This is a genomic window from Zobellia sp. OII3 (assembly GCF_002211465.1).
In the GTDB taxonomy this organism is placed as follows: Bacteria; Bacteroidota; Bacteroidia; order Flavobacteriales; family Flavobacteriaceae; genus Zobellia; species Zobellia galactanivorans.
This window is the reverse complement of sequence record NZ_MWRZ01000014.1, coordinates 51,667-73,279: the sequence shown is the minus strand read 5'-3', so window position 1 is coordinate 73,279 and position 21,613 is coordinate 51,667. Positions and strand designations below refer to the sequence as shown.

The following is a 21,613-nucleotide window of genomic DNA, read 5'->3' as shown; positions in this document are numbered from 1 at the left end:
ATCGACAGTTTCAGGTCACTGCTCAACAGGTTCGATACCTCCGTTGAGAGTTGGAAAGGGTTCAACTACCTATCATTCATCGTAATCGCCCTGAAAAAAATCAAACTAAAAAAGTTTAAATGAGTTCATGTAATACTACGGCAAGTGGAAACCTATGCTCAGGCACTTTTGTATGCTATCCCCGTTTTTATGGTGCTCTTGGCCATTGAAATAGGGTATGGGTATTTTGTAAAGGACCAAAAGCATAAGGTGATGGATTCCGTATCGAGTATAAGCTCGGGCTTTACCAATATTATTAAAGATACCTTGGGCCTAGGGGTGGCCTTGGTAACCTATCCTTTTTTATTGGAGCATTTGGCGGTGTTTCAAATGGAGGCTACGTGGTCGGTATGGTTGATTGCCTTTGTCGTAGTCGACTTTGCGGGATATTGGAACCATCGTTTGAGTCATAAAATAAATTTTTTCTGGAACCAGCATGTGGTCCATCACAGTAGTGAAGAGTTTAATTTGGCCTGTGCATTGCGTCAGCCTATCTCTAATTTGATCGGCTATTTTCCGTTATTGTTGATTCCTGCAGCGGTTCTTGGCGTGCCTAATGAGGTAATGGCTATTCTTTTGCCCGTTCATCTCTTCGCGCAATTTTGGTACCATACACAGCACATAGGTAAAATGGGCTGGGCCGAATATATTATTGTAACCCCTTCGCAACATCGCGTGCACCACGCTATTAATCCCGAGTATATCGATAAGAACCTCGGACAGATTTTTTGTATTTGGGATCGTTGCTTCGGTACCTTTCAAGAAGAACTTGATGATGTACCCCCTCAGTTTGGGGTGTTGAAACCCGCTTCGACATGGAATCCGATCCCGATTAATTTTCAACACTTATGGCGTTTGATCCGTGATGCATGGTATACTAAAAACTATTGGGACAAGTTTCGAATTTGGTTTATGCCTACTGGCTGGCGGCCCGATGATGTCAAAGAAAAATACCCCATAGCCATTATTGAGGATGTCTACGGTTTTACCCGTTACGAAACCCCTGCATCGACCGCTTTAAAAGTATATGCGGTTTTTCAAATGTTGGTCACTACGGGCTTTATATGGTTTATGTTCTATAATTTTTCGGCAATCGGGCCGAAGGGGCTGTTTCTGTTCGGCTTTGTGGTTTTCACCGGTGTTTATGGTTATACCACTTTGATGGACCGCAAGGAGTATGCCGTGTATATAGAACTGTTTAGGGGTGTTTTAGGCTTGGCCTTGATCTCGTTTACAGGCGATTGGTTCGGTCTTGACAGTTATGTGCCCTTCGGAAGTTGGCTCGTGGCTCTTTACTTTTTGATAAGTCTGTTTTCTGGAATATATTTTACCTATTTTGAAGCCTCGGCCCCAAAAAGGAATACATGGGCTTAAATGTTTTTAATTTAGGTATTTTAAACAAGAATTATATATGATAAGACCTTACATTTTAGCCGAAACGAATTGGGAGGCTTTAAAGGAGGAAAGTTTTGAGTTGGTGATATTGCCATGGGGAGCTACCGAGGCGCATAACTATCATTTGCCTTATGCTACCGATAATATCCAAGCCGATCATTTGACGGCGGAAGCGGCGCGTGTAGCTTGGGAAAAGGGAGGGAAGCCGATCGTGTTGCCGACCTTGCCTTTCGGGGTCAATACGGGGCAATCCGATATTTATCTCGATATCAACCTGAACCCAAGTACACAGTTGGCCATTTTGACCGATATCGTAGAAGTGCTCAATAGGCAGGGACTTTATAAGTTAGTGCTGTTTAACGGGCATGGGGGCAATAATTTTAAGCCTTTGGTGCGTGAACTGGGGTATAAGTTTCCCAAGATGTTCATTAGCTTTTGCAGCTTTCCGCAAGCCTTGGATAAAGGTTTGTATTTTGAGGAGGAAGGCGACCATGCCGATGAAATGGAGACCAGTCTTATGCTTCATTTGAGACCGGATTTGGTTCTTTCTAGGGAAAAATGGAATATGGGTGCTTCCAAAAAGTTTAAGATCAAATCCTTTTCGGAAGGTTGGGCCTGGGCCGAACGAAAATGGTCTGAGATCAGTGAAGATACCGGTGTGGGTAATCCGCATAAGGCCAGCAAGGAAAAAGGGGAACGCTTCTTTAATGATGTTACCCAAAAGATGGGACATTTCTTTTACGAGCTGTGCAAGGCCGATACAAAGGATCTTTATGAGTAGACTTGTGAAAGGGGAGTGGGGCTCGGTAAGGCTCAGTGCTTGTTTTGCACTTCGCTCTTTACGAGTTTGATGTAAGCCTTCATTGCCTCGTCTTTTTTGATGTTCTTCGCTTGTATAAGGGCATTGGCCTTAAAGGCGTTGATAAGGGGGGTACTGCTTCCTGGGTTGCTATAGTTTTTATTGGCTATTTTGTAATAGGCATACAACTTGAGCAATAAGTCGGCTGGCAGAGGGTCGGTATAGTTGTTCATGAACTCTACCGCCTTGTCGAAATCAATATGTAATTTCTCCTTCTTCATTCCTTTTGACTACTGCGGCGATACAGGTTTCTGCACCGATTACTTTTTGGTTTAACTTAACGGTAATGGCGCAATCCAAAGGCAAGAATAAATCGACCCTGGAACCGAATTTGATAAAACCGGCATCTTCGCCCTGTTGAACGTTATCGCCTTCTTCGGCATAGTTCACTATACGTCGTGCCAATGCACCTGCAATTTGTCTGTATAGGATGTCCCCGAACTTTGGGGTGCGTATGACTACGGTCGTACGTTCGTTTTCGGTACTTGATTTAGGATGCCAGGCCACAAGGTATTTTCCTGGGTGGTACTTTGAATATTTTACACTTCCACTGGCAGGATATCGGGTAACGTGCACATTGGTAGGAGACATGAAAATGGATACCTGTTTGCGTTTGTCCTTAAAGAATTCGGTTTCCTCTACTTCTTCTATTACCACAACCTTGCCATCTACGGGCGCCAATATTTCGTCAAAGTTTTTGTTGGCTCTTCGGGTCGGGTTTCTGAAAAATTGAAGAATCAATATCAAGATTACTACCGCGATCAACTGAATGCCAAGACGTAACCAAGGAATCTCAATGGCATACTGCGAACCAAGGATAAGGGCGGAAACGATAAAAAAGGTAATAAGAATAATTTTTTGACCCTCTTTATGAAACATGGGCGAAAATATTTAAGGTTAAATACGCAAACGGTGCTGCAAATATTAAACTATCGAGGCGGTCTAACATCCCGCCATGGCCAGGTAAAATAGCACCACTATCTTTTACACCGGCAGCTCTTTTAAATTTTGACTCTATTAAATCGCCCAAGTTGCCCGTAACTACAATGATCACCGCTAGGGTAACCCATTGAGCGGGGCTAACGATAGGCTCATATTTAGCTAGGAAATAGGCTGTTGCCACGGCAAAAACCAATCCTCCCAAAGCGCCTTCAACCGTTTTCTTTGGGGATACCGCCGGAAACAGTTTGGTTCGCCCAAAGGTACGACCAACGATGTAAGCGAACGAATCGTTTACCCAAATTAAGATAAAAATACCTATAATTAGAAACTTGGCAAAGTCATTGTCGGTATAAGGGATCATGGTAAGAAAAATACATCCCCCGCCCACATAAAAAAGACCGATTATAAATTTTTGGACCGTGTTGAAAAGCTTTTCCTTTTTTGAAAAAAGATAAAAAAGAAGGGCAAAGTTAACGGTAATGGTGCAGAACAATAGTATGTAGACCACGCTCATGTCGTTAACGAAATAGATAAAGGCCCACCAGAGCGCCAAATAGGCGGCGTAGATGTGCAGTCCTTTGAGGTCGACGAGCTTTTTATATTCGTTGAGACAGGCCAGCCCGAAAATCATGAAAAGAAAATCGAAGGCATCCGAGCTTAAAAAGACGGCAGATAGTAATAAAAAGATGTAAACAGCCCCGGTAAGCGAACGCCTTAAAACTTCTTTCATGTTATAGGTCTTCCAAAAGTAAAAGATATAGATTTTTTGAACTACTTCCGTAAGTTAAAAAATCGTCTGAATTACCCTCGTTAGGTTGAAAGTGTTTTAATGTAGTGATGTTTGCGGGAATGTTATGGCCGTATTTCTTTTTGATTGTCTTTAGGCCTTCGCCGATAGACTCCACCAATTGGCTGGTCGTGGCAAAAACGATGACGTTGTACGGTAGTTCGTTCAGTTTTTTGTCCATCAACTGGTTTGAACATACCAATATAGAGCCGTTTTGGGCGATAAGATGCTCACAAGTGGTGAAAAATACTTCGCTCTCTCGTGTCTTGTCGGTAAAACTGATTTTTTCCTTAGAAAATTTTTCCTTGAGTTTAGGGTCGATGATGTAAAAGGGGTGATCTTGCCAGCTATTTTCGTTGACAATGTTTCTGACGGCCTGAGAGATTTCGCCAAACGAATCGCAGTAGAGGAATTTACCACCGTTTTTCTTGAAATGAATGGTAAATTTCTCGTCTACAGGTATGTTCAGATCGGGCATGTGGGCCCCTCTGGTTTCCGCTGTTTCTTTGGAAACCTTCTTCTGCTTGCCACCACCGAATAATTTGTCAAATAGCCCCATTTGCTCTTGTAAAACTCAATATACATTCTCTTCTGGTTAAAGAAAACGTTAAATGTTCTTATTTATTTTCTTCGCCTTCTTCTTTAGCTAGTGCGCTATTGTCAGGCGCAGTCGTATCATCGGATATTTTTTCCTGTCCTTTTTGATCGAATTCCTTGTCAAAAGGTCTCTTGCCGAAAATCTTTTCTAAATCTTCTTTAAAGATAACTTCTTTTTCTAACAACCTTTCGGCTAGAATCGTAAGCTTGTCCTTGTTCTCGGTCAATACCTGAATGGCCCTCTGGTATTGGGCTTCTATGATTTTAGAAATTTCCTTGTCGATCTTACGGGCCGTATCCTCACTGTAAGGTTTGGAGAAGCCATATGAATCTTGCCCTGATGAATCGTAATAGGTAATGTTACCTATCTCTTCGTTCAGACCGTAGATCGTTACCATGGCCCTTGCTTGCTTGGTTACTTTTTCCAAGTCGCTCAATGCTCCGGTAGATATCTTGTTGAAGATAACCTTTTCAGCGGCTCTACCACCCATAGTGGCACACATTTCGTCTAACATCTGCTCTGGGCGCACAATTAGGCGTTCTTCGGGTAAGTACCATGCGGCACCTAAGGATTGTCCCCTTGGGACTATAGTTACCTTGACCAGTGGAGCGGCATGCTCAAGCATCCAACTTGTGGTGGCATGACCTGCTTCGTGATAGGCAATTGTTTCTTTTTCACCTGGGGTGATGATTTTGTTCTTTTTCTCCAATCCGCCGACTATTCTGTCGACTGCGTCCAAGAAATCTTGTTTGGAAACTGCCTTTTTCTCTTTTCTGGCGGCAATAAGTGCAGCCTCGTTACAAACGTTGGCAATATCGGCACCGGAGAAACCGGGTGTTTGTCTCGCTAAAAATTCTAAGTCTAAGGCCTCGGAGGTCTTGATAGGTCTTAAGTGGACCTCAAATATTTCCTTACGTTCCCTAATGTCTGGTAAATCTACGTATATCTGTCTGTCGAAACGACCCGCACGCATTAGGGCCTTGTCCAAAACATCGGCACGGTTGGTAGCGGCCAATACGATAACATTGGTATTGGTTCCAAAACCGTCCATTTCGGTCAACAACTGGTTGAGCGTGTTTTCACGTTCGTCGTTAGAACCGGTAAAGTTGTTCTTTCCACGGGCACGGCCAATAGCATCTATCTCATCGATAAATATAATGGCGGGTGATTTATCCTTGGCTTGTTTAAAAAGGTCACGTACCCTTGAAGCACCTACACCGACGAACATTTCTACGAAGTCGGAACCGGATAGGGAGAAGAAAGGCACTTTGGCCTCTCCTGCCACGGCTTTCGCCAAAAGGGTCTTACCTGTTCCCGGAGGGCCTACAAGAAGGGCTCCTTTAGGAATCTTTCCACCTAGGGAAGTATACTTGTCAGGGTTTCTGAGGAACTCTACAATTTCTTCTACTTCTTCTTTGGCGCCTTCAAGACCGGCTACATCTTTAAACGAGGTTCTCGTATCGGTCTTTTCGTCAAAAAGTTTGGCCTTTGATTTGCCGATGTTAAATATCTGGCCGCCGGCACCACCGCCGCCGCCGCCTGACATTCTGCGCATTAGGTAAATCCAGATGCCGATAATCAAGACAAAGGGCAGTATGCCCAAAAGAAGGTCCATAAGATAGTTGTTGTCGGTATCATAATCGACAATGGTATCTAGGTTGTTTTCTTTTTTGATGTTCTTGATCTCGTTCTCGAAATTCTGCAAATCACCATAATCGAGCACGTACTGTGGTACGGCACCGGTAGAGGGTAAAAATGGCTTTTCGGCTACATCTTTATGGACGTCTTTGGCCATAGCTTCTTCTGTAAGGAAGACTTTGGCCTGACGTGTATTGGTGATGATCATGATTTCCTTGACATCACCGTTTCTTAGGTATTCTTGTAACTCTGAGGTTGTTGTTTTTCTGGTGCTGGCCAAGTTGCCACTACCTATAAATTGAAAACCTATTAAAAGAATTGCGATCAATCCGTAGACCCACCACGAACTGAACTTAGGTTTTTTTGTATTCGAATTGTTATCTTTCGCCATTATTATTTTTTACTGGTTCAAACTGCTGCTACTTTCTATCGTGGTCAATTTGGCGTCACCCCAAAGACCTTCGATATCATAATATTCTCGAATGTGTTTCTGAAATACATGTACTACAACATTAACGTAATCCATCAAGACCCATTCGGCATTATCCTCACCCTCTACGTGCCAAGGTTTGTCTTGAATCGATTTGCTAACGATTTTACGAATTGAACCTACTATTGCGTTTACATGCGTGTTCGAAGTACCATTACAAATTATAAAGTAGTCACAAACAGTATTCTCTATATCTCGTAGGTCAAGCAGATTTATATCTTGGCCCTTAACTTCTTCTATTCCCTGTAAGATCAATGCAATTAGTTCATCTGCATTGGCTTTGCTTTTTTGCATTCAAAATTTTATTTCTACAAAGTTATTATTTTTTTGTTCTTTTAGGCCTAAGTTTTTTATAATAGATACAATATCTACGATTTAAGCCTGCGATGCAATTAATCAAACTTAATGCCACGGACTCTACAAACGCATATTTAAAACGTTTGTTGCCCGATAGTTCCTTAACTGATTTTACGGTGGTTATGGCCGAAGAACAGTTGAAGGGTAAGGGGCAAATGGGGGCTGTTTGGGAGTCTGAGGCCGGTAAAAACCTCACGATCAGTGTTTTGAAAAATGAATTGCATTTGGTTGCCGATGATTTTTTTGCGTTGAACATCTGTGTTTCACTTGCCGTTTATGACGTGCTGAAGGCGTATCAAGTGCCGAACCTTAGCATAAAATGGCCCAACGACATTCTGTCAGGTACTTCGAAAATTTGTGGGATTCTTATTGAGAATTTGCTTTCTGGGGGGCAAATAAATACGGCCGTGATAGGTATTGGCCTAAATGTGAACCAAACATTTTTCGGTAATGTTGAAAATGCCTCTTCCTTAAAACTGATTTTGGGTAAAAATTTTAATCTCGATGAGCTGTTGCATGCTATAGTTGAAAGTTTAAAACAGAATTTTTTGAAAATAAAGGTAGGGCCCATGGTGAAATTGTGGCAGGCCTATGAGGAAGTCCTTTTTCGAAAAGACAAGCCCTCAACCTTTGAAAATCGAAATGGAGAACTCTTTATGGGGTTCATTCGTGGTATTTCTCCCAAAGGAAAACTGGTTATAGCCCTTGAAGACAATATCATGCAAGAATTCGATATCAAAGAGGTGAAACTGCTCTACTGATCAGATTTTCGATAGGTTTTCTGAAAGTGTTCCCATGAAATTGGTGATCGGATGTTTGATCATCATGGCCATCATAGCGTTGAACTTGCCTTCAAAACTTAGGGTAACCCCACTTTCGGTGTCATTTATCGATGTGATGTCGGCTGTTAGGGTAAAAGGCAATTTATCACTGGCGGCACCCAATACAATTTGGCTATAAGGGGTTTGACCCTGACGTTGTAAAACAATCTGTGGCATGCCACTTAGGGCAAAAAGAAACCGATCTTCATTAATGACCTCGAATTTTTCGATGTTATCGGGCATCAATTTTTCAAAATTCTTCAGGTCGGTCAAGAACTCAAAGACTTCTTTGTTTTCTTTGGCTATATTTTTTTGAGGTGTTTCTATATGCATATCAATATTATTGCTGCCACTTCGATGGATTTTTTCTCCATTCCAATAGGGCGTTTAACTGGTCTTCTTTAATAAAGTGGGTGTCCGAAGCCTGTTCGATCAGGTGTTCGTAATCACTCAAGGTATTTAAAGAAACATTTTTTGCTTCAAAATTGCTTTGTGCCACATCGAAACCATAGGTGAAAATGGCTAACATGCCTTTGACTTTGGCCCCGGCCTCGGTTAAGGCGTCAACTGCGTTCAGGCTACTTTTTCCCGTGCTGATCAAATCTTCGATTACCACCACCGTTTGATTGGGCTCTAGTTGGCCTTCAATCTGGTTTTTTCGTCCGTGGGACTTGGGCTCGGGCCTAACGTAAATGAACGGAAGCCCCAGAAAATCGGCTACTAAGGCACCTATTCCGATGGCGCCCGTGGCTACTCCGGCAATAATATCCGGCTTACCGTAAAGTGACTCTACTTGCTTGGCCATTTCTTCCCTGACGAAGTTTCTTATGGCGGGATAAGAGAGTATTATACGGTTGTCACAATAGATTGGTGATTTCCATCCGGAAGCCCATGAGAAAGGATTTTCCGGTTTCAACTTAATTGCATTAATTTGCAATAGGAGTTCGGCCGTTTTCTTGGCTGTATTCTTGTCTAAAACCATGACGCAAATGTATAAAGTTTTTGTGAACGAATTGCCCTTGATCTTGACAAATAAACTTTCGGAAACGGGAGATGGTGAATATTTTTTGTTAAACGAAGATTCTATACAGTCGGCGATCAAGGCGTTACGGAAGAAAAAAATGACCGAGGCCTATATTTATCACCCCAATCATGAGGAGATCCTAAAGAAGTTTACACGAAAAATTCCTTTGGTCGTAGCGGCAGGTGGCGTGGTAACCAACAACCTTGGCGAGGTATTGTTCATTTATAGGAACGATAAATGGGATTTGCCAAAAGGGAAATTGGACAAAGGCGAGTCGATTGAGACTTGCGCCATACGCGAAGTTATGGAAGAGACCGGTGTCAAGGACCTGCGCATAGAGAATTTTCTTAGGAAGACATATCACGTGTTCAGTAACAACGGCGTCTATACTCTAAAAGAGGTGCATTGGTACGCTATGAGAACAGACTATGATGGCAAACTTAAGCCTGAAAAGAAAGAAGGGATAGAAAAAGTGAAGTGGAAAGGGCCAAAAAAAATTCAGGAAGCCCTTCAGAACTCCTATAATAACATCAAGATACTTTTTGGCGATTAAGGGTCTTTACTTTTTTATTATACGGTATACCGGATACTGTAAATGGGCCTCTTCATAGTGCTTCGATCGCTTGAATAGCCAATCCAATTGGGCGTACCAATTGGCATTGAACTCAGGGTCGTTGGCTTTTTTAGAGAGAAAACTATCTTTTAATACTTGGTTTTGTTTTAGTAATTCGGCAGCTTCATCTTCAAAAACGTAGGGAGAGAAACCTTCCTTTTGTTGTAAAATACTATCGAAAAAATTCCAGTTAAAGAACGAATCCGTGGTTTCGGGTTCCAAGGTTTCAATAATATACCTGATGCCTTCTTGGTCGGTAGGTATAAGAATATCGCCTTGTTGAAACTTTATGTTTTTAACGCTGACCTTTACTTTGGTGTCGTAGTGGGGGTAATGCCCTTCATAAGGGTAGTCTAAGGTCTTGTAATGGTCTATTTTGTATGATTCTACGGCAATCACCGTATCTTTCTGTATGGTGTTGTAGTTGATCTTGTTGAGGTCAAGCAGGGTAAGTACTTTGTGCCATCCCTTTTTTAAAACGTAGGCTTCGGGAATTTCGACCGAGTCTGTCGAGATATAATGGTTTTGATAATTGACTTTCTTGACAAAGGGCTTGTTTCGGTCATATTTCAAACGGGTGAGTCCGGTAACCTCGCTGGTAAGCGTATCGGCTTCATATCCCTTAAAATCCAAAACGGTTGTTTTGGTGGTGTCTATTTGCCATTTGGTGGGGTAGTGTGTCCAATTCTTGTGTCTGTGTTTGGCTTCTGCCCTTAGTCGTTTTATTTCCTTGGCATCGGTTTCTGCCAATGAAATCATTTTCGTCATGAGTTCATAGGTTCCTTCAATCCTTTGTTTGTAGGGCTTTAGCATATGGGTTTCTACCATCATGCCGAATGTGTTCCAAAGCGTAGTGTATCCTGTGGAGTATCTGGGGTAATCCATAAACTGCGAAAACCCTTTTTCGGGTACTTGGTTGAAGACGTTGACGTAAGGGGTAATGCTCCAATCATCTTCCAATAATGATTTTTCTAGTGAGGGCATCATCTTGTTGTGAATATAATCGCCTAGTTCGCCGCCCAATTTGTTGTGTTGGGTAAAAAGATGGGTTAGGGTGTATTGGTAGTCCGCACCGTTGCTTACGTGGTTGTCGATGAATATATCAGGGTTTACCGTATGAAAAATTTGGAAAAAAGTACGGGCGTTCTTGGTGTCTGCCTTTATAAAGTCCCTGTTCAGGTCGTAGTTTAGGGTGTTGCCGCGAAAACCGTAGGCCTTTGGGCCGTTCTGGTTGGCCCTTGTTGTATTGTTTCGGTTAAGGGCTCCGCCTATATTGTATATGGGGATGGTAACCAGGACCGTGTTTTTGGGGGCGGGTATTTTTCCCGATGCAAAATCCCGGAACAGGAGCATGGTAGCGTCAATACCGTCGCTCTCCCCAGGGTGAATGCCGTTATTTATAAACAAAATGGTCTTGTCGCTACTTACTTTTTTTAAGTTGAAATCGCCATCGGGGTTGTAGGTGATAATATGAAGCGGATAGCCACTATCGGTACTGCCGATGGTCTGCATATTGATTTCGGGAAAATCTTTGGCCAATCGGATGTAGAAATCGATGGTCTCTAGATAGGTGGCCGTTTCCGTGCCCTTACTGAGTTCAAAACGGGTCTTGTAATCTGCTGTTTGGTCATCTTGTTCGCTTTCGCAAGAAGAACAGAACAACAGGGTCAGAACAAGAAGGTTGAATATCCCCGAGCTAATTTTCGTAAATCTTTGTCGCATATACCAAAAATAAGCAAAAACAACCAAGTTTTAACTATGCTACTTTGGTAATCTCGGCAACGTGTTCTTTACGGATGGGTTTGTTGTTGAAGGTAATGGTGTGGTCGGTTTTTTGCTTGAAGCACTCCCATTTTTGCAAGTCGATTTTGTCAATGGAAGAGGTAATAATGTTTACCCTTACTTTTTCTTTTGTGGACAGGGTTATGAATTCATCTAGAAATTGCCATCCGTCCATGATGGGCATATTGATGTCTAAAAAAATGACCTGTGGGGCTTGCTTGTTTTCTTCTATTCGTCGTTTGATTCCGTCAATTGCCAACTTGCCATTACGGTATACTGTAATATCATCGCACTGCACAACGAGGCTCAACATTTTTTGAATGCCGAACACCGTAATCGGATCATCATCGATAATACAAATACTCTCAATTTTGTTCATTAAAATAGATTTTGAAGGTGGTGCCTACGCCTACCTCACTGGCAACGGTTACTTTGCCGTTCATAGCTTCAATTTGATTTTTTGTAATGTATAGGCCAATACCTCTAGAATCACTATGGTCGTGAAAGGTCTTGTACATACCGAATAATTTTTCGCCATACTTATTCAGATCGATACCGAGTCCGTTATCTGAGATGGAGAGAATGGTGTAGCCCTCCTCATGTTTAGTTTCCAGCCTGATTATAGGGCTTCTGTCCGGATGCTTGTATTTGATGGCATTGGTAAAGAAGTTCATCAGTATGCTGTCGATGTACGATGGTATAACGTTTATTTTTACATCGTCGCTAATCGTATTGATAATTCGGGCCTCGTTGCTTGTAAAAAAAGGTTTGAGATTATGTTTTACAGAAGCTATACGTTGGTTGAGCCGTACGGGTTTCTTTTTAAGGTTGATATTGGTGTTTATGGCAACTACCTCGTTCAGGTTTTCTAGGGTTTCCAGTAGATTGTCAGAAGCTTGGGTAAGCATTTCTGTAATCTTAACCTTTTCGTTTTCGTTCTTTTCGTGGGCCAAAAAGTCTAAAAGCATAGAAAAATTAGCTGTGTGCGAACGTAGGTTGTGCGAAACGATATGTGCGAAGTTGACCAGTTTTTTGTTTTGTTGGGAAGTAACGTTGATCAGGTCGCGTAGTTCTTGTTCTTTTTGTTTCAGGTCCGTGATATCCATACTGATACCTACGAGGCCCTGAGCCTTTCCGTTGTTGGATTTTAAGGGTATTTTTGAGGTGAGAAAGGTCACCATTTTACCATCTTTGGTCCTGCTGGTCGTTTCACGGCCCAACATAGGTATTAAGGTTTCCATTACATGGAGGTCTTCTGCCCTCGATATTTGGGCTACGTCTTTATCAAAGAGATCAAAATCGTTTTTCCCCAATAATTGGTCGGGATTTTCGACGCCCATATACTCGCATTCCGATTTGTTTACCAGAATTTTTCGAGACTCTGTGTCCTTTATAAAAACGTTCAGGGGCAGGTTGTCGATAAGCGTGCGCATCAAGAGCTCGTTTTCCTTGGTCTTGGCCTCACGGCGTATCTGTTCCTCTATGTTCTGTAAAGTGCCTTTTAGGCCTACGATTTTACCGTCGATATAGGTGGGCATACCAGCTACCTGTACCCAAATTTCCTTGCCCTTTATAGTTTTGAACTGTAGTTTTTCATTCCAAGTCTTACCGTTCATTAAGGTATCGTGCACGTGCATGGCAATGGTATTTCTACTGTGTCCGTCTTTGTATTGGCTGATGGCCGAGTCAAAGCTGAATTTGTAATCTTTGGAAACCCCATAGATTTCGCGAATAACATCACAGCCGATAAGTGTATCGCTCATAAAATCATATTCCCAAACGCCTATTTTACTGATTTCGCAAGTGGCATCAAGAAGTGATTGAAGCTTGGCTACTTTTTCCCCTTTTAGTTTCTCTTCGGTAATATCGTTAAAGTGAATGATCAGCCCCATGGTTTCATTGGTATCGTTCAGCCAAGCCGTGCATGACCATTTATACCATTTGGCATCTGCTTCGCTTTTTAAGCTGTAAGTAACGTTGAGGTGCTCAGAAGAATTCGAAAGGCAGTTGTACAAAGTGTTCTCCCAATTGTCCGACAAAGTAGTGAACAGTTCGTTGATGGGTTTGCCAAAAACGAGCTGGGAATCAAAACCAAAATCACGTACGAATTTATCGGACGCATACACAACCTCGAACTTTTTGTTCGTGAAAACAGTGGCTGATGGCAGCTGTTTTACAAGGGGGTTGTTTTGTATGGTTTTGGTTCCGTTCAACATATTACTGTAATTTCTGACTAAAGTAGAGGCATTTTACTTTATATCTAAACCTTTGTTGTGAATAGTATAAAACTCGTTGTGTTGCAAGAAAAATGGGATGTTTACGACTTTAAATAGCCAAAGCGTCGTATTTACTTACAAAATACGATTTTATTTTAACATTTGTGTATTTTAACGAATTATTAGGGTGAAAGGCGGTTTAGGGTCTATGAAATACGTACGGTATCCGGTACGAGGCCCGTATAGTCGCCTCCGTTTCGAATTACGTCCCTGACAATTGACGAGCTGATGTAAGATTTTCCTGAGGAGGTCAATAAAAAAACGGTTTCTATTTCAGATAATTTTCTGTTCGTATGGGCAATCGCTTTTTCAAATTCAAAGTCCCCCGGATTTCTTAATCCCCTCAGAATGAAGTCCGCTTCTATTTTCTTACAAAAGTCTACGGTCAGCCCTTCGTAAGTGAGTACCTTTATTTTAGGCTCGTCTTTGAATGCCTGTTCGATGAAGTGCATACGCTCTTCTAAGGTGAACATGTATTTCTTTTCGGAATTTACACCAATGGCAATGATAAGTTCGTCGAACAGGGTGATACCTCTTTGTATGATATCGAAGTGGCCTAGGGTCAAAGGGTCGAAAGAACCGGGAAAAATTGCGCGTCTCATGGGTTTGTTCGTTTTAGGAGCGTATCTTATTTCTTAAAGGTAGGTCATTTTTGGTTGAGTGCTTCATCAACGGCGCTTGTAAATAGTTCTTCCAAAGAAATGCCGGCCTTTTCGGCCTGCTGTGGTAATATGCTTTCGGTGGTCAGGCCAGGGGTCGTGTTCATCTCCAACATATAAGGTTCGTCTTCAATAAATATGAACTCGCTTCTTGAATAACCTTTCATTTTTAATACTTCGTAAGCGCGCTTGGCCATTTCTTCCACCTTGTCTCGCTGTATTTTGGAAATGCGGGCAGGGGTTATTTCTTGCGATTTGCCTTGGTACTTTGCTTCGTAATCAAAGAAGTCGTTTTCCGAAACGATTTCGGTAATGGGCAACACCTTGGTTTCTCCTTTGTAGGTAATCACACCAACGGAAACTTCCGTTCCGTCGAGAAAGCCTTCAATGATAATTTCATCGTCTTCTTGGTAGGCCTTGTCTATGGCGCTTCTTAAATTTTCTTTTTCATGTACTTTGGAAATGCCAAAACTGCTGCCGGCTTTGTTGGCCTTTACGAAACAGGGTAGGCCTACCTTGGCAATAATCGCTTCCTCATCGATCGGGTCGCCGAGGTTCAAATAATAAGATGGGGCGGATTTTATACCATACGGCTTCAATACGCTTAAAAGGTCACGCTTATTAAAGGTAAGGGCCGATTGGTAATAGTCGCATGAGGTCTGGGGAATGCCTAGCAGCTCAAAATAAGCCTGCATGAGGCCGTCTTCGCCCGGAGTGCCGTGAATGGCATTGAAAACACAATCAAAAGCCACGTGACCCTGATCGGTGTCTACCGTAAAATCGGCCTTGTTTACCGGGTGTTCTTTTTCGTTTGCATCAACATAGACCCATTTTTCTTTAAAAATATGGATACGATAGGTGTTGAACCTTTCTTTGTTCAGGTAGCGGTGTACTACATTTCCACTGTTTAACGAAATTTTGTACTCGCTAGAGTAGCCCCCCATAATGATGGCAATATTTTTCTTCATACGACCGTTTAAATTCTTGGCAATAAAACGAAACCGAAATTAAACAAAAAAAGCAATACGAGTTCACTATATTTGTACCGTTAAAATAAACATATGCGTAATTTTTTCAACTTTTTAAAAAGTAGGGTGTTTTTTATTCAACTAGGCCTGGCGATAGTGCTTTTGGTAGTTGTATCGATTTTTGTATTGCGCTGGTTAAGCTCTACCACCAATCACGGTGAATTTGTTGAAGTGCCCAATTTTGCCAAGATGTCGGTTCCCGATATGCGTAAGTCGGCAGAAGCAGCAAAATTAAGATATGAAGTTCTCGATTCGGCAAACTTCAATCCCGAGTATCCGAGGTTTTCGATTATAGAGCAAAATCCACCGGCGGGTAGTAAGGTCAAGGAAAACCGAAAAATTTATCTGACCGTAAATCCTTCCGGCTATAAAAAAGTTTCCGTTCCTAATATTATACAGGTTACCCAGCGTAACGCTACCTCAATGTTACGCGCCGTAGGTCTTGATGTGCAGCGGGTTACCTATATTGACCAGTTGGGTAAAGACATGGTCTATTATATTAAGTACAAGGGCAAGCAAATCAAACCCGGCGACAAGCTGCCTAAAACCTCTAAGATAGAATTGGTTTGTGGTAATGGCTCCATTACCGATCAGGCCAGGGTTCAAGCAGATTCAGAATAATACATGCAAACACCGGAAAACCAAGAACTGAACGATGACGAGCTTTTTGAGCATCACCGTTTTGTAGCCTCAAAAGGTCAAGAACCGTTAAGGGTCGATAAATTCTTAATGAATTTCATAGAATACGCTACCCGAAACAAAATCCAACAGGCTGCGAAAAGTGGTCATATTTGGGTCAATGGGGCTATCGTAAAACAAAATTACAAGGTAAAACCGGGCGATGAGGTAAAGGTCTTGTTCGAGCATCCGCCGCATGAATTTCTTTTGGTTCCTGAAGATATTCCTATCGATATCGTTTACGAAGACGATGTGCTCTTGGTGGTGAACAAGCCCGCCGGAATGGTGGTACACCCAGGTCATGGTAACTATTCGGGTACGCTGATCAATGCGCTACTACATCATATCAAAGACCTTCCTGTAAATAGTAACGAACGGCCAGGCTTGGTGCACCGTATAGATAAGGATACGTCGGGACTTTTAGTGGTAGCCAAAACCGAGGCTGCAATGACCCATCTTGCCAAACAATTTTTCGATAAAACATCGGAAAGGGAATATATAGCCTTGGTATGGGGCAATGTGGAGGATGATCATGGGACGATTGAGGGCAATATTGCCAGAAATCCAAAGAACCGCTTACAAATGCAGGTCTTCCCAGAGGGTGATGAAGGCAAGGAAGCCGTAACGCATTACTCCGTTATAGAAAGGTTGGGTTATGTAACCTTGGTGTCGTGTAAGCTCGAAACAGGTCGTACCCATCAGATCCGGGCGCATATGAAATACATAGGCCATACCCTCTTTAACGATGAGCGCTATGGAGGTGATAAAATATTAAAGGGCACCACATTTACCAAGTACAAACAGTTTGTGGACAACGCCTTCAAAGTACTGCCCCGGCAGGCCTTACATGCCAAAACCTTGGGTTTTGTACATCCCGTAACGGGCGAGACCATGCGTTTCGATTCTGAAATTCCCCAAGATATGGTCGATTGTATCGATAAATGGAGGCACTATGCACAGCACAGTAGCAAATAGGTTATAAGGAACATCGATAGCCCTATCGATAACTCTTTTCCAAATGCATAGGTTTTACTCTGGATCATCAGTATTTTTACCTGAAGTTTTGAAATAGACACAAGCATGAAAATCGTTATCTCTCCTGCAAAATCCTTGGATTTTGAAAAAGAATATCCAAAATATAAGGAAACACAACCACAATTTTTAGATGAGGCCCAGAGCCTGAACAAGGTTTTGGCCAAAAAAAGTCCAAAGGCCCTATCTGAGCTTATGGGGATTTCCGATAATTTGGCCCAGCTCAATTATGAGCGAAACCAGAACTTTGAAGTGCCTTTTACCCTGAAAAATTCCAGACCGGCCATTTATGCGTTCACGGGTGATGTCTATCAGGGACTGGATCCCTATACCATACCCTCCCATAAGATGGAGAAATTACAGGAAAGATTACGTATCCTCTCGGGATTGTACGGTATTCTTCGCCCCCTTGACCTTATGCAGCCCTATCGTTTGGAAATGGGTACGCAGCTGAAGGTCGGTAGAAAGAAGAACCTTTACGAGTTTTGGAAAAAGACCCTGACCGATACCTTGAATTCGGAATTGAAAGACGATGAGCTTTTTATCAACCTGGCGAGCAACGAATATTTTAGTGCCATTGACAAAAAGGCGCTGAAAGTACCTATTATTACCCCCATATTCAAAGATTGGAAAAACGACAAGCTCAAGGTTATTAGTTTCTTTGCAAAGAAAGCGCGCGGTGCCATGGTTCGTTATATTATAGATAACGAAGTGCAAAGCCTTGATGAACTGAAAGGGTTCAACTATAACGAATATGAGTTTAGCCCGTCACATACCTTAAAAGAAAACGAACCTGTTTTTATCAGGTAATCTATTTCTTTTTCTTTAGGCTGATTTTTTCTTCTACGGTAGGGCGTCTCTTAATTTTTCTAGGGCGCCTTGCCCCGTAAGAGCGATTGGCAATTTTCCCTCTTCTCGATTTTTTGTCTCCTCTTCCCATGTGATATTATTCTTTAGCTGAAGATACTATTTTAGGTTCGGAATATCAAGTAAAGCGCAAACTGACTTTCTTAAGGTGACATAGAAACGTCACAAAATTCCTATAATTTATAAGGGTGTCATATTGCTATCCTAGAGCAAAAAAGTTAAGTTTGTTTGAATCGGTTCAAGGGTAATAATTTTAAACAACGCACAAACATGAAGATAGAAAAGGTTTTAGTAGCGAACAGAGGTGAAATTGCCATACGTATTTTTAGGGCCTGTGTTGAGATCGGTGTGCGAACGGTTGGGATCTATACTTATGAAGACCGGTATTCCTTACACCGCTACAAAGCCGATGAATCGTATCAAATAGGGGAGGATAACGAACCGTTAAAACCCTACTTGGATATTGACGCCATTATAAAGGTGGCCAAAGAGAACAATGTAGATGCCATTCACCCGGGGTACGGATTTTTGTCGGAGAACGCCAAGTTCGCCCAAAAATGCGCTGACAACGGTATTGTCTTTGTCGGTCCTAAAGTTTCGGTATTAAAGGCCTTGGGCGATAAGATCACCGCCAAGGAGGTAGCGGTGGCGAACAATATTCCCATAATTCAGAGCAGCGATAAGGACCTGAAGGATGTAAAGACGGCCATAGCCGAAGCCGATCGCATTGGTTATCCCTTGATGTTAAAGGCGGCTTCGGGTGGTGGTGGACGTGGAATGCGCGTCATTCGGACCCAAGAGGAGCTTGAAAAGGGCTTTCCCGAAGCCAAAAGGGAGTCGTTGAACGCCTTTGGAGACGATACGGTCTTCCTCGAAAAGTTTGTAGAGAACCCCAAGCATATCGAAATACAGATCGTGGCCGATACCCATGGAAACATCGTGCATTTGTACGAACGCGATTGTTCCGTACAAAGGAGGTATCAGAAGGTTATAGAATTCGCCCCGTCGATAGGACTCCCACAAGAGACCAAGGATAGTCTATATCGTTATGCCATAGCCATTTGCAAGGCGGTCGATTATAACAATATCGGTACGGTGGAGTTTTTGGTAGACGATGACGGTAGTATCTATTTTATAGAGGTGAATCCGCGTATTCAGGTAGAGCATACGGTTACCGAAATGATTACCAATATCGATTTGGTAAAGGCCCAACTTTTTATAGCGGGAGGATATAAACTGTCGGATACCCAGATAAAAATACCGAATCAAGAATCGGTTCAGGTAACGGGTATAGCACTGCAATGTAGAATAACTACTGAAGACCCATCGAATGACTTCAAACCCGATTACGGGGTGGTCACTACTTATAGAAGTGCTTCCGGTTTTGGTATTCGTTTAGATGCGGGAAGCATTTATCAAGGGGTGGTTATCTCGCCTTTTTTCGATTCCATGTTGGTAAAGGTTTCGGCGCGTAGCCGAACGCTTGATGGTTGTTGTAGAAAAATGCGCCGTGCCTTGGCCGAATTCCGTATCCGTGGGGTGAATACCAATATGGCCTTTCTCGATAATATCTTGAAGCACGAAACTTTTCGCGAGGGCAAGGTAACGGTCAATTTCATTAAGAACGAACCTAAACTTTTTGAGTTCACCGAACCCCGAAACCGGGCCAATAAGCTGATTACATTTTTAGGGGAGGTCATAGTAAACGGCAATCCCGATGTTAAGAAGCTTGAGCCTTGCCGTATTTTTAGCAAACCGACAATTCCTTCCTTTCCGAAAATGGACGGGCATCCAAGGGGTACCAAGGATTTGTTGACCGAATTGGGGCCTGAGCAATTTGCCCAATGGCTCAAGGCGGAGAAAAAAGTACATTTTACCGATACCACCATGCGCGATGCCCACCAAAGTTTGTTGGCGACCCGCATGCGGACCATAGATATGATGAAAGTGGCCGAAGGCTATGCCAAGAATCATCCCGAAATATTTTCCATGGAAGTCTGGGGAGGCGCCACTTTTGATGTTTGTTTGAGGTTCTTGCATGAAAATCCATGGGAGCGTTTGGCCCTGTTGCGTAAGGCCATGCCCAACGTGTTGCTGCAAATGCTTATTAGGGGTTCAAATGGCGTTGGGTATACGGCCTATCCCGATAACCTGATCGAGAAATTTGTAGAAGAATCGTGGAATACGGGCGTAGATGTCTTTAGGATTTTCGATTCGTTAAACTGGATGAAGTCCATTGCCCCATGTATCGAGCACGTACGAACCAGAACCGGTGGTTTGGCCGAAGGTTCCATTTGCTATACGGGCGATATTCTAAATCCCTCCAAAACAAAGTACGACCTAAAATACTACGTGCAACTCGCCAAGGATATCGAGAATGCCGGAGCCCATATTTTAGGTGTAAAGGATATGGCCGGACTCTTAAAGCCGAATGCCGCCTTTGAATTGATCCAGGCTTTGAAATCTGAAATCAATATTCCTATCCATTTACATACCCACGATACTTCCTCGGTACAGACGGCTACCTATTTAAAGGCGGTCGAAGCTGGGGTAGACGTGGTCGATGTGGCTTTGGGCGGACTTTCGGGACTCACTTCCCAGCCCAACTTCAATTCGGTCTTGGAGATGCTCCGCTTTCATGAGCGCGAGAATCCGATGAATACCGAAAAACTCGCCGAATACTCCAACTATTGGGAAACTGTCCGTAATTACTATTACACTTTTGAATCGGGATTGAAATCGGGTACGGGCGATGTGTACCATCATGAAATTCCTGGAGGACAATATTCCAACCTAAAAGGACAGGCCATTGCCTTGGGGCTTGAGGATAAGTTTACCGAGGTCACCAAAATGTACGCCGAGGTCAACCAAATGTTCGGGGATATCATCAAGGTTACCCCGAGCTCGAAAGTAGTCGGCGATATGGCGCAATATATGATCAGCAACAACCTAAGCGTTGCGGATGTTATGGAAAAGGGAGAGGATATTTCTTTTCCCGAATCGGTAAAAAGCTTTTTTAGGGGAGACTTGGGACAACCGGTCGGTGGATTTCCAAAGAAATTGCAGAAAATCGTTCTAAAGGACGAAAAGCCATATACCAACAGGCCCAACGCGCATCTCGAACCCATAGATTTTGATAAGGAGTTCAAGGCTTTTAGGCGAAAGTTCAAAAAGGGAATGGGCAGGGAACTCGAAATGACCGATTTTCTTTCCTATAAATTATACCCGAAAGTCTTTACCGATGCCTATAACAACCATGTGAAGTACGGAAATTTGGTAAATATACCAACGAAAAATTTCTTCTATGGCATGGAAGTGGGAGAAGAGATCATGGTCGAGCTCGAAGGGGGAAAGAACGTTCTGATTTCATTGATGCTCAAAGGTGAGCCCGATGAGGCCGGTAACGTTAGTATCTTCTTTAAGATCAACGGTCAACTTAGAAATATTTTGATCAAGGATACTTCCGTAAAAGTGGAAAAGCAGGAAAATATAAAAGTAGACCCGAGTGATCCCAAACAAATTGGGGCGCCATTGCAGGGACTACTTTCCAATGTACTTGTCAAGACGGGCCAAGAGGTGAAAAGGAACCAGCCGCTCTTCGTTATCGAGGCCATGAAAATGGAGACGACCGTAACGGCTACCGAAGAGGGGGTTGTTGCTAAAATACAGTTACAAGGGGGGGCTTTGGTAAATTCCGAAGATTTGGTATTGACTTTAAAATAGGTATA

The 21,613-nt window shown here is 42.7% G+C and carries 22 protein-coding genes and 1 pseudogene; 9 read left to right on the top strand and 14 right to left on the bottom strand.

Going from position 1 to position 21,613, the window contains the following annotated elements:
• The 3 genes and pseudogenes from B4Q04_RS22980 to B4Q04_RS20945 all read left to right on the top strand — a co-directional run.
• Positions 1-123, top strand: a pseudogene (locus B4Q04_RS22980) (IS5 family transposase); the annotation flags it as partial.
• A gap of 21 nt (positions 124-144) precedes the next feature.
• Positions 145-1,413, top strand: coding sequence for a sterol desaturase family protein (locus tag B4Q04_RS20950; protein WP_088697975.1), 1,269 nt, complete (start codon positions 145-147; stop codon positions 1,411-1,413).
• 37 nt (positions 1,414-1,450) lie between these two features.
• Positions 1,451-2,215 carry a creatininase family protein gene (locus B4Q04_RS20945; protein ID WP_201723431.1) on the top strand — a complete coding sequence of 255 codons (765 nt, stop codon included), beginning with the start codon at positions 1,451-1,453 and terminating at the stop codon, positions 2,213-2,215.
• Between the two features lie 32 nt (positions 2,216-2,247).
• Here the strand turns inward: B4Q04_RS20945 and B4Q04_RS20940 are convergent, their stop codons facing one another.
• From B4Q04_RS20940 to rsfS, 6 genes are read right to left on the bottom strand one after another with little or no spacing between them, the layout of a single operon-like run.
• Complete coding sequence (locus B4Q04_RS20940) at positions 2,248-2,514, bottom strand: acyl-CoA-binding protein (protein ID WP_013992075.1); 267 nt, start codon at positions 2,512-2,514, stop codon at positions 2,248-2,250.
• The gene (locus B4Q04_RS20935) at positions 2,489-3,172 is read right to left on the bottom strand and encodes a phosphatidylserine decarboxylase family protein (RefSeq protein ID WP_013992074.1); all 684 of its coding nucleotides are present in this window, start codon (positions 3,170-3,172) and stop codon (positions 2,489-2,491) included. The genes B4Q04_RS20940 and B4Q04_RS20935 overlap by 26 nt, the downstream gene beginning before the upstream one ends.
• A complete protein-coding gene (locus tag B4Q04_RS20930; RefSeq protein ID WP_013992073.1) occupies positions 3,162-3,965 on the bottom strand; it encodes a phosphatidate cytidylyltransferase in 804 nt (267 codons plus the stop codon). Before B4Q04_RS20930 ends, B4Q04_RS20935 begins: the two co-directional genes overlap by 11 nt.
• Before the next feature lies 1 nt (position 3,966).
• A complete protein-coding gene (locus B4Q04_RS20925; protein WP_088697974.1) occupies positions 3,967-4,581 on the bottom strand; it encodes an LUD domain-containing protein in 615 nt (204 codons plus the stop codon).
• Between the two features lie 58 nt (positions 4,582-4,639).
• Positions 4,640-6,649, bottom strand: coding sequence for an ATP-dependent zinc metalloprotease FtsH (ftsH, locus tag B4Q04_RS20920; RefSeq protein WP_013992071.1), 2,010 nt, complete (start codon positions 6,647-6,649; stop codon positions 4,640-4,642).
• 9 nt (positions 6,650-6,658) lie between these two features.
• Entirely contained in the window at positions 6,659-7,042 is a 384-nt protein-coding gene (gene rsfS, locus B4Q04_RS20915; RefSeq protein ID WP_013992070.1) for a ribosome silencing factor, read from the bottom strand.
• A gap of 92 nt (positions 7,043-7,134) precedes the next feature.
• Here rsfS and B4Q04_RS20910 point away from each other — a divergent pair, with 92 nt between their 5' ends.
• A complete protein-coding gene (locus B4Q04_RS20910; protein WP_013992069.1) occupies positions 7,135-7,866 on the top strand; it encodes a biotin--[acetyl-CoA-carboxylase] ligase in 732 nt (243 codons plus the stop codon).
• On the opposite strand, the gene B4Q04_RS20905 is transcribed toward B4Q04_RS20910, so the two are convergent.
• Both B4Q04_RS20905 and pyrE read right to left on the bottom strand, forming a co-directional pair.
• Positions 7,867-8,259, bottom strand: a complete 393-nt coding sequence (locus B4Q04_RS20905) for an orotate phosphoribosyltransferase (RefSeq protein WP_088697973.1) — start codon at positions 8,257-8,259, stop codon at positions 7,867-7,869.
• Between the two features lie 7 nt (positions 8,260-8,266).
• On the bottom strand, positions 8,267-8,908 hold the full coding sequence (gene pyrE, locus B4Q04_RS20900; RefSeq protein WP_013992067.1) for an orotate phosphoribosyltransferase: 642 nt from the start codon (positions 8,906-8,908) through the stop codon (positions 8,267-8,269).
• A 7-nt stretch (positions 8,909-8,915) separates the two neighbouring features.
• On the opposite strand from pyrE, the gene B4Q04_RS20895 reads away from it, so the two are divergent.
• The gene (locus B4Q04_RS20895) at positions 8,916-9,503 is read left to right on the top strand and encodes an NUDIX hydrolase (protein ID WP_088697978.1); all 588 of its coding nucleotides are present in this window, start codon (positions 8,916-8,918) and stop codon (positions 9,501-9,503) included.
• Between the two features lie 6 nt (positions 9,504-9,509).
• Here B4Q04_RS20895 and B4Q04_RS20890 read toward each other — a convergent pair whose 3' ends face one another.
• From B4Q04_RS20890 to B4Q04_RS20870, 5 genes are all read right to left on the bottom strand, one after another.
• Positions 9,510-11,285, bottom strand: a complete 1,776-nt coding sequence (locus B4Q04_RS20890) for a M14 family metallopeptidase (RefSeq protein WP_236631070.1) — start codon at positions 11,283-11,285, stop codon at positions 9,510-9,512.
• A 34-nt stretch (positions 11,286-11,319) separates the two neighbouring features.
• Entirely contained in the window at positions 11,320-11,724 is a 405-nt protein-coding gene (locus tag B4Q04_RS20885; RefSeq protein WP_013992064.1) for a response regulator, read from the bottom strand.
• Positions 11,711-13,561: a PAS domain-containing protein gene (locus tag B4Q04_RS20880; RefSeq protein WP_013992063.1), complete on the bottom strand. Its 1,851-nt coding sequence runs from the start codon at positions 13,559-13,561 to the stop codon at positions 11,711-11,713. Before B4Q04_RS20880 ends, B4Q04_RS20885 begins: the two co-directional genes overlap by 14 nt.
• 206 nt (positions 13,562-13,767) lie before the next feature.
• A complete protein-coding gene (gene coaD / locus B4Q04_RS20875; protein WP_013992062.1) occupies positions 13,768-14,223 on the bottom strand; it encodes a pantetheine-phosphate adenylyltransferase in 456 nt (151 codons plus the stop codon).
• A gap of 44 nt (positions 14,224-14,267) precedes the next feature.
• On the bottom strand, positions 14,268-15,248 hold the full coding sequence (locus B4Q04_RS20870) for a D-alanine--D-alanine ligase (protein ID WP_088697972.1): 981 nt from the start codon (positions 15,246-15,248) through the stop codon (positions 14,268-14,270).
• 93 nt (positions 15,249-15,341) lie between these two features.
• On the opposite strand from B4Q04_RS20870, the gene B4Q04_RS20865 reads away from it, so the two are divergent.
• The 3 genes from B4Q04_RS20865 (at position 15,342) to yaaA (ending at position 17,828) form a co-directional block, all read left to right on the top strand.
• Positions 15,342-15,929 (top strand): PASTA domain-containing protein, encoded by a 588-nt coding sequence (locus tag B4Q04_RS20865; RefSeq protein ID WP_013992060.1) that lies wholly within the window; start codon positions 15,342-15,344, stop codon positions 15,927-15,929.
• 3 nt (positions 15,930-15,932) lie between these two features.
• Positions 15,933-16,961, top strand: coding sequence for an RluA family pseudouridine synthase (locus B4Q04_RS20860; RefSeq protein ID WP_088697971.1), 1,029 nt, complete (start codon positions 15,933-15,935; stop codon positions 16,959-16,961).
• 105 nt (positions 16,962-17,066) lie between these two features.
• Positions 17,067-17,828: a peroxide stress protein YaaA gene (gene yaaA / locus B4Q04_RS20855; protein ID WP_013992058.1), complete on the top strand. Its 762-nt coding sequence runs from the start codon at positions 17,067-17,069 to the stop codon at positions 17,826-17,828.
• A gap of 1 nt (position 17,829) precedes the next feature.
• Here yaaA and B4Q04_RS20850 read toward each other — a convergent pair whose 3' ends face one another.
• Complete coding sequence (locus tag B4Q04_RS20850; RefSeq protein ID WP_013992057.1) at positions 17,830-17,958, bottom strand: 30S ribosomal protein THX; 129 nt, start codon at positions 17,956-17,958, stop codon at positions 17,830-17,832.
• Between the two features lie 197 nt (positions 17,959-18,155).
• Here B4Q04_RS20850 and B4Q04_RS20845 point away from each other — a divergent pair, with 197 nt between their 5' ends.
• On the top strand, positions 18,156-21,608 hold the full coding sequence (locus tag B4Q04_RS20845) for a pyruvate carboxylase (RefSeq protein ID WP_088697970.1): 3,453 nt from the start codon (positions 18,156-18,158) through the stop codon (positions 21,606-21,608).
• The last annotated feature ends 5 nt before the right edge of the window (positions 21,609-21,613 follow it).

What these genes read in the sequence shown, in the direction of transcription:
- B4Q04_RS20945 (WP_201723431.1), top strand. Translation starts at nt 1,451, where the DNA reads ATGATAAGACCTTACATTTTAGCCGAAACGAATTGGGAGGCTTTAAAG.
- B4Q04_RS20940 (WP_013992075.1), bottom strand. Translation starts at nt 2,514, where the DNA reads ATGAAGAAGGAGAAATTACATATTGATTTCGACAAGGCGGTAGAGTTC.
- B4Q04_RS20935 (WP_013992074.1), bottom strand. Translation starts at nt 3,172, where the DNA reads ATGTTTCATAAAGAGGGTCAAAAAATTATTCTTATTACCTTTTTTATC.
- B4Q04_RS20930 (WP_013992073.1), bottom strand. Translation starts at nt 3,965, where the DNA reads ATGAAAGAAGTTTTAAGGCGTTCGCTTACCGGGGCTGTTTACATCTTT.
- B4Q04_RS20925 (WP_088697974.1), bottom strand. Translation starts at nt 4,581, where the DNA reads ATGGGGCTATTTGACAAATTATTCGGTGGTGGCAAGCAGAAGAAGGTT.
- ftsH (WP_013992071.1), bottom strand. Translation starts at nt 6,649, where the DNA reads ATGGCGAAAGATAACAATTCGAATACAAAAAAACCTAAGTTCAGTTCG.
- rsfS (WP_013992070.1), bottom strand. Translation starts at nt 7,042, where the DNA reads ATGCAAAAAAGCAAAGCCAATGCAGATGAACTAATTGCATTGATCTTA.
- B4Q04_RS20910 (WP_013992069.1), top strand. Translation starts at nt 7,135, where the DNA reads ATGCAATTAATCAAACTTAATGCCACGGACTCTACAAACGCATATTTA.
- B4Q04_RS20905 (WP_088697973.1), bottom strand. Translation starts at nt 8,259, where the DNA reads ATGCATATAGAAACACCTCAAAAAAATATAGCCAAAGAAAACAAAGAA.
- pyrE (WP_013992067.1), bottom strand. Translation starts at nt 8,908, where the DNA reads ATGGTTTTAGACAAGAATACAGCCAAGAAAACGGCCGAACTCCTATTG.
- B4Q04_RS20895 (WP_088697978.1), top strand. Translation starts at nt 8,916, where the DNA reads ATGTATAAAGTTTTTGTGAACGAATTGCCCTTGATCTTGACAAATAAA.
- B4Q04_RS20890 (WP_236631070.1), bottom strand. Translation starts at nt 11,285, where the DNA reads ATGCGACAAAGATTTACGAAAATTAGCTCGGGGATATTCAACCTTCTT.
- B4Q04_RS20885 (WP_013992064.1), bottom strand. Translation starts at nt 11,724, where the DNA reads ATGAACAAAATTGAGAGTATTTGTATTATCGATGATGATCCGATTACG.
- B4Q04_RS20880 (WP_013992063.1), bottom strand. Translation starts at nt 13,561, where the DNA reads ATGTTGAACGGAACCAAAACCATACAAAACAACCCCCTTGTAAAACAG.
- coaD (WP_013992062.1), bottom strand. Translation starts at nt 14,223, where the DNA reads ATGAGACGCGCAATTTTTCCCGGTTCTTTCGACCCTTTGACCCTAGGC.
- B4Q04_RS20870 (WP_088697972.1), bottom strand. Translation starts at nt 15,248, where the DNA reads ATGAAGAAAAATATTGCCATCATTATGGGGGGCTACTCTAGCGAGTAC.
- B4Q04_RS20865 (WP_013992060.1), top strand. Translation starts at nt 15,342, where the DNA reads ATGCGTAATTTTTTCAACTTTTTAAAAAGTAGGGTGTTTTTTATTCAA.
- B4Q04_RS20860 (WP_088697971.1), top strand. Translation starts at nt 15,933, where the DNA reads ATGCAAACACCGGAAAACCAAGAACTGAACGATGACGAGCTTTTTGAG.
- yaaA (WP_013992058.1), top strand. Translation starts at nt 17,067, where the DNA reads ATGAAAATCGTTATCTCTCCTGCAAAATCCTTGGATTTTGAAAAAGAA.
- B4Q04_RS20850 (WP_013992057.1), bottom strand. Translation starts at nt 17,958, where the DNA reads ATGGGAAGAGGAGACAAAAAATCGAGAAGAGGGAAAATTGCCAATCGC.
- B4Q04_RS20845 (WP_088697970.1), top strand. Translation starts at nt 18,156, where the DNA reads ATGAAGATAGAAAAGGTTTTAGTAGCGAACAGAGGTGAAATTGCCATA.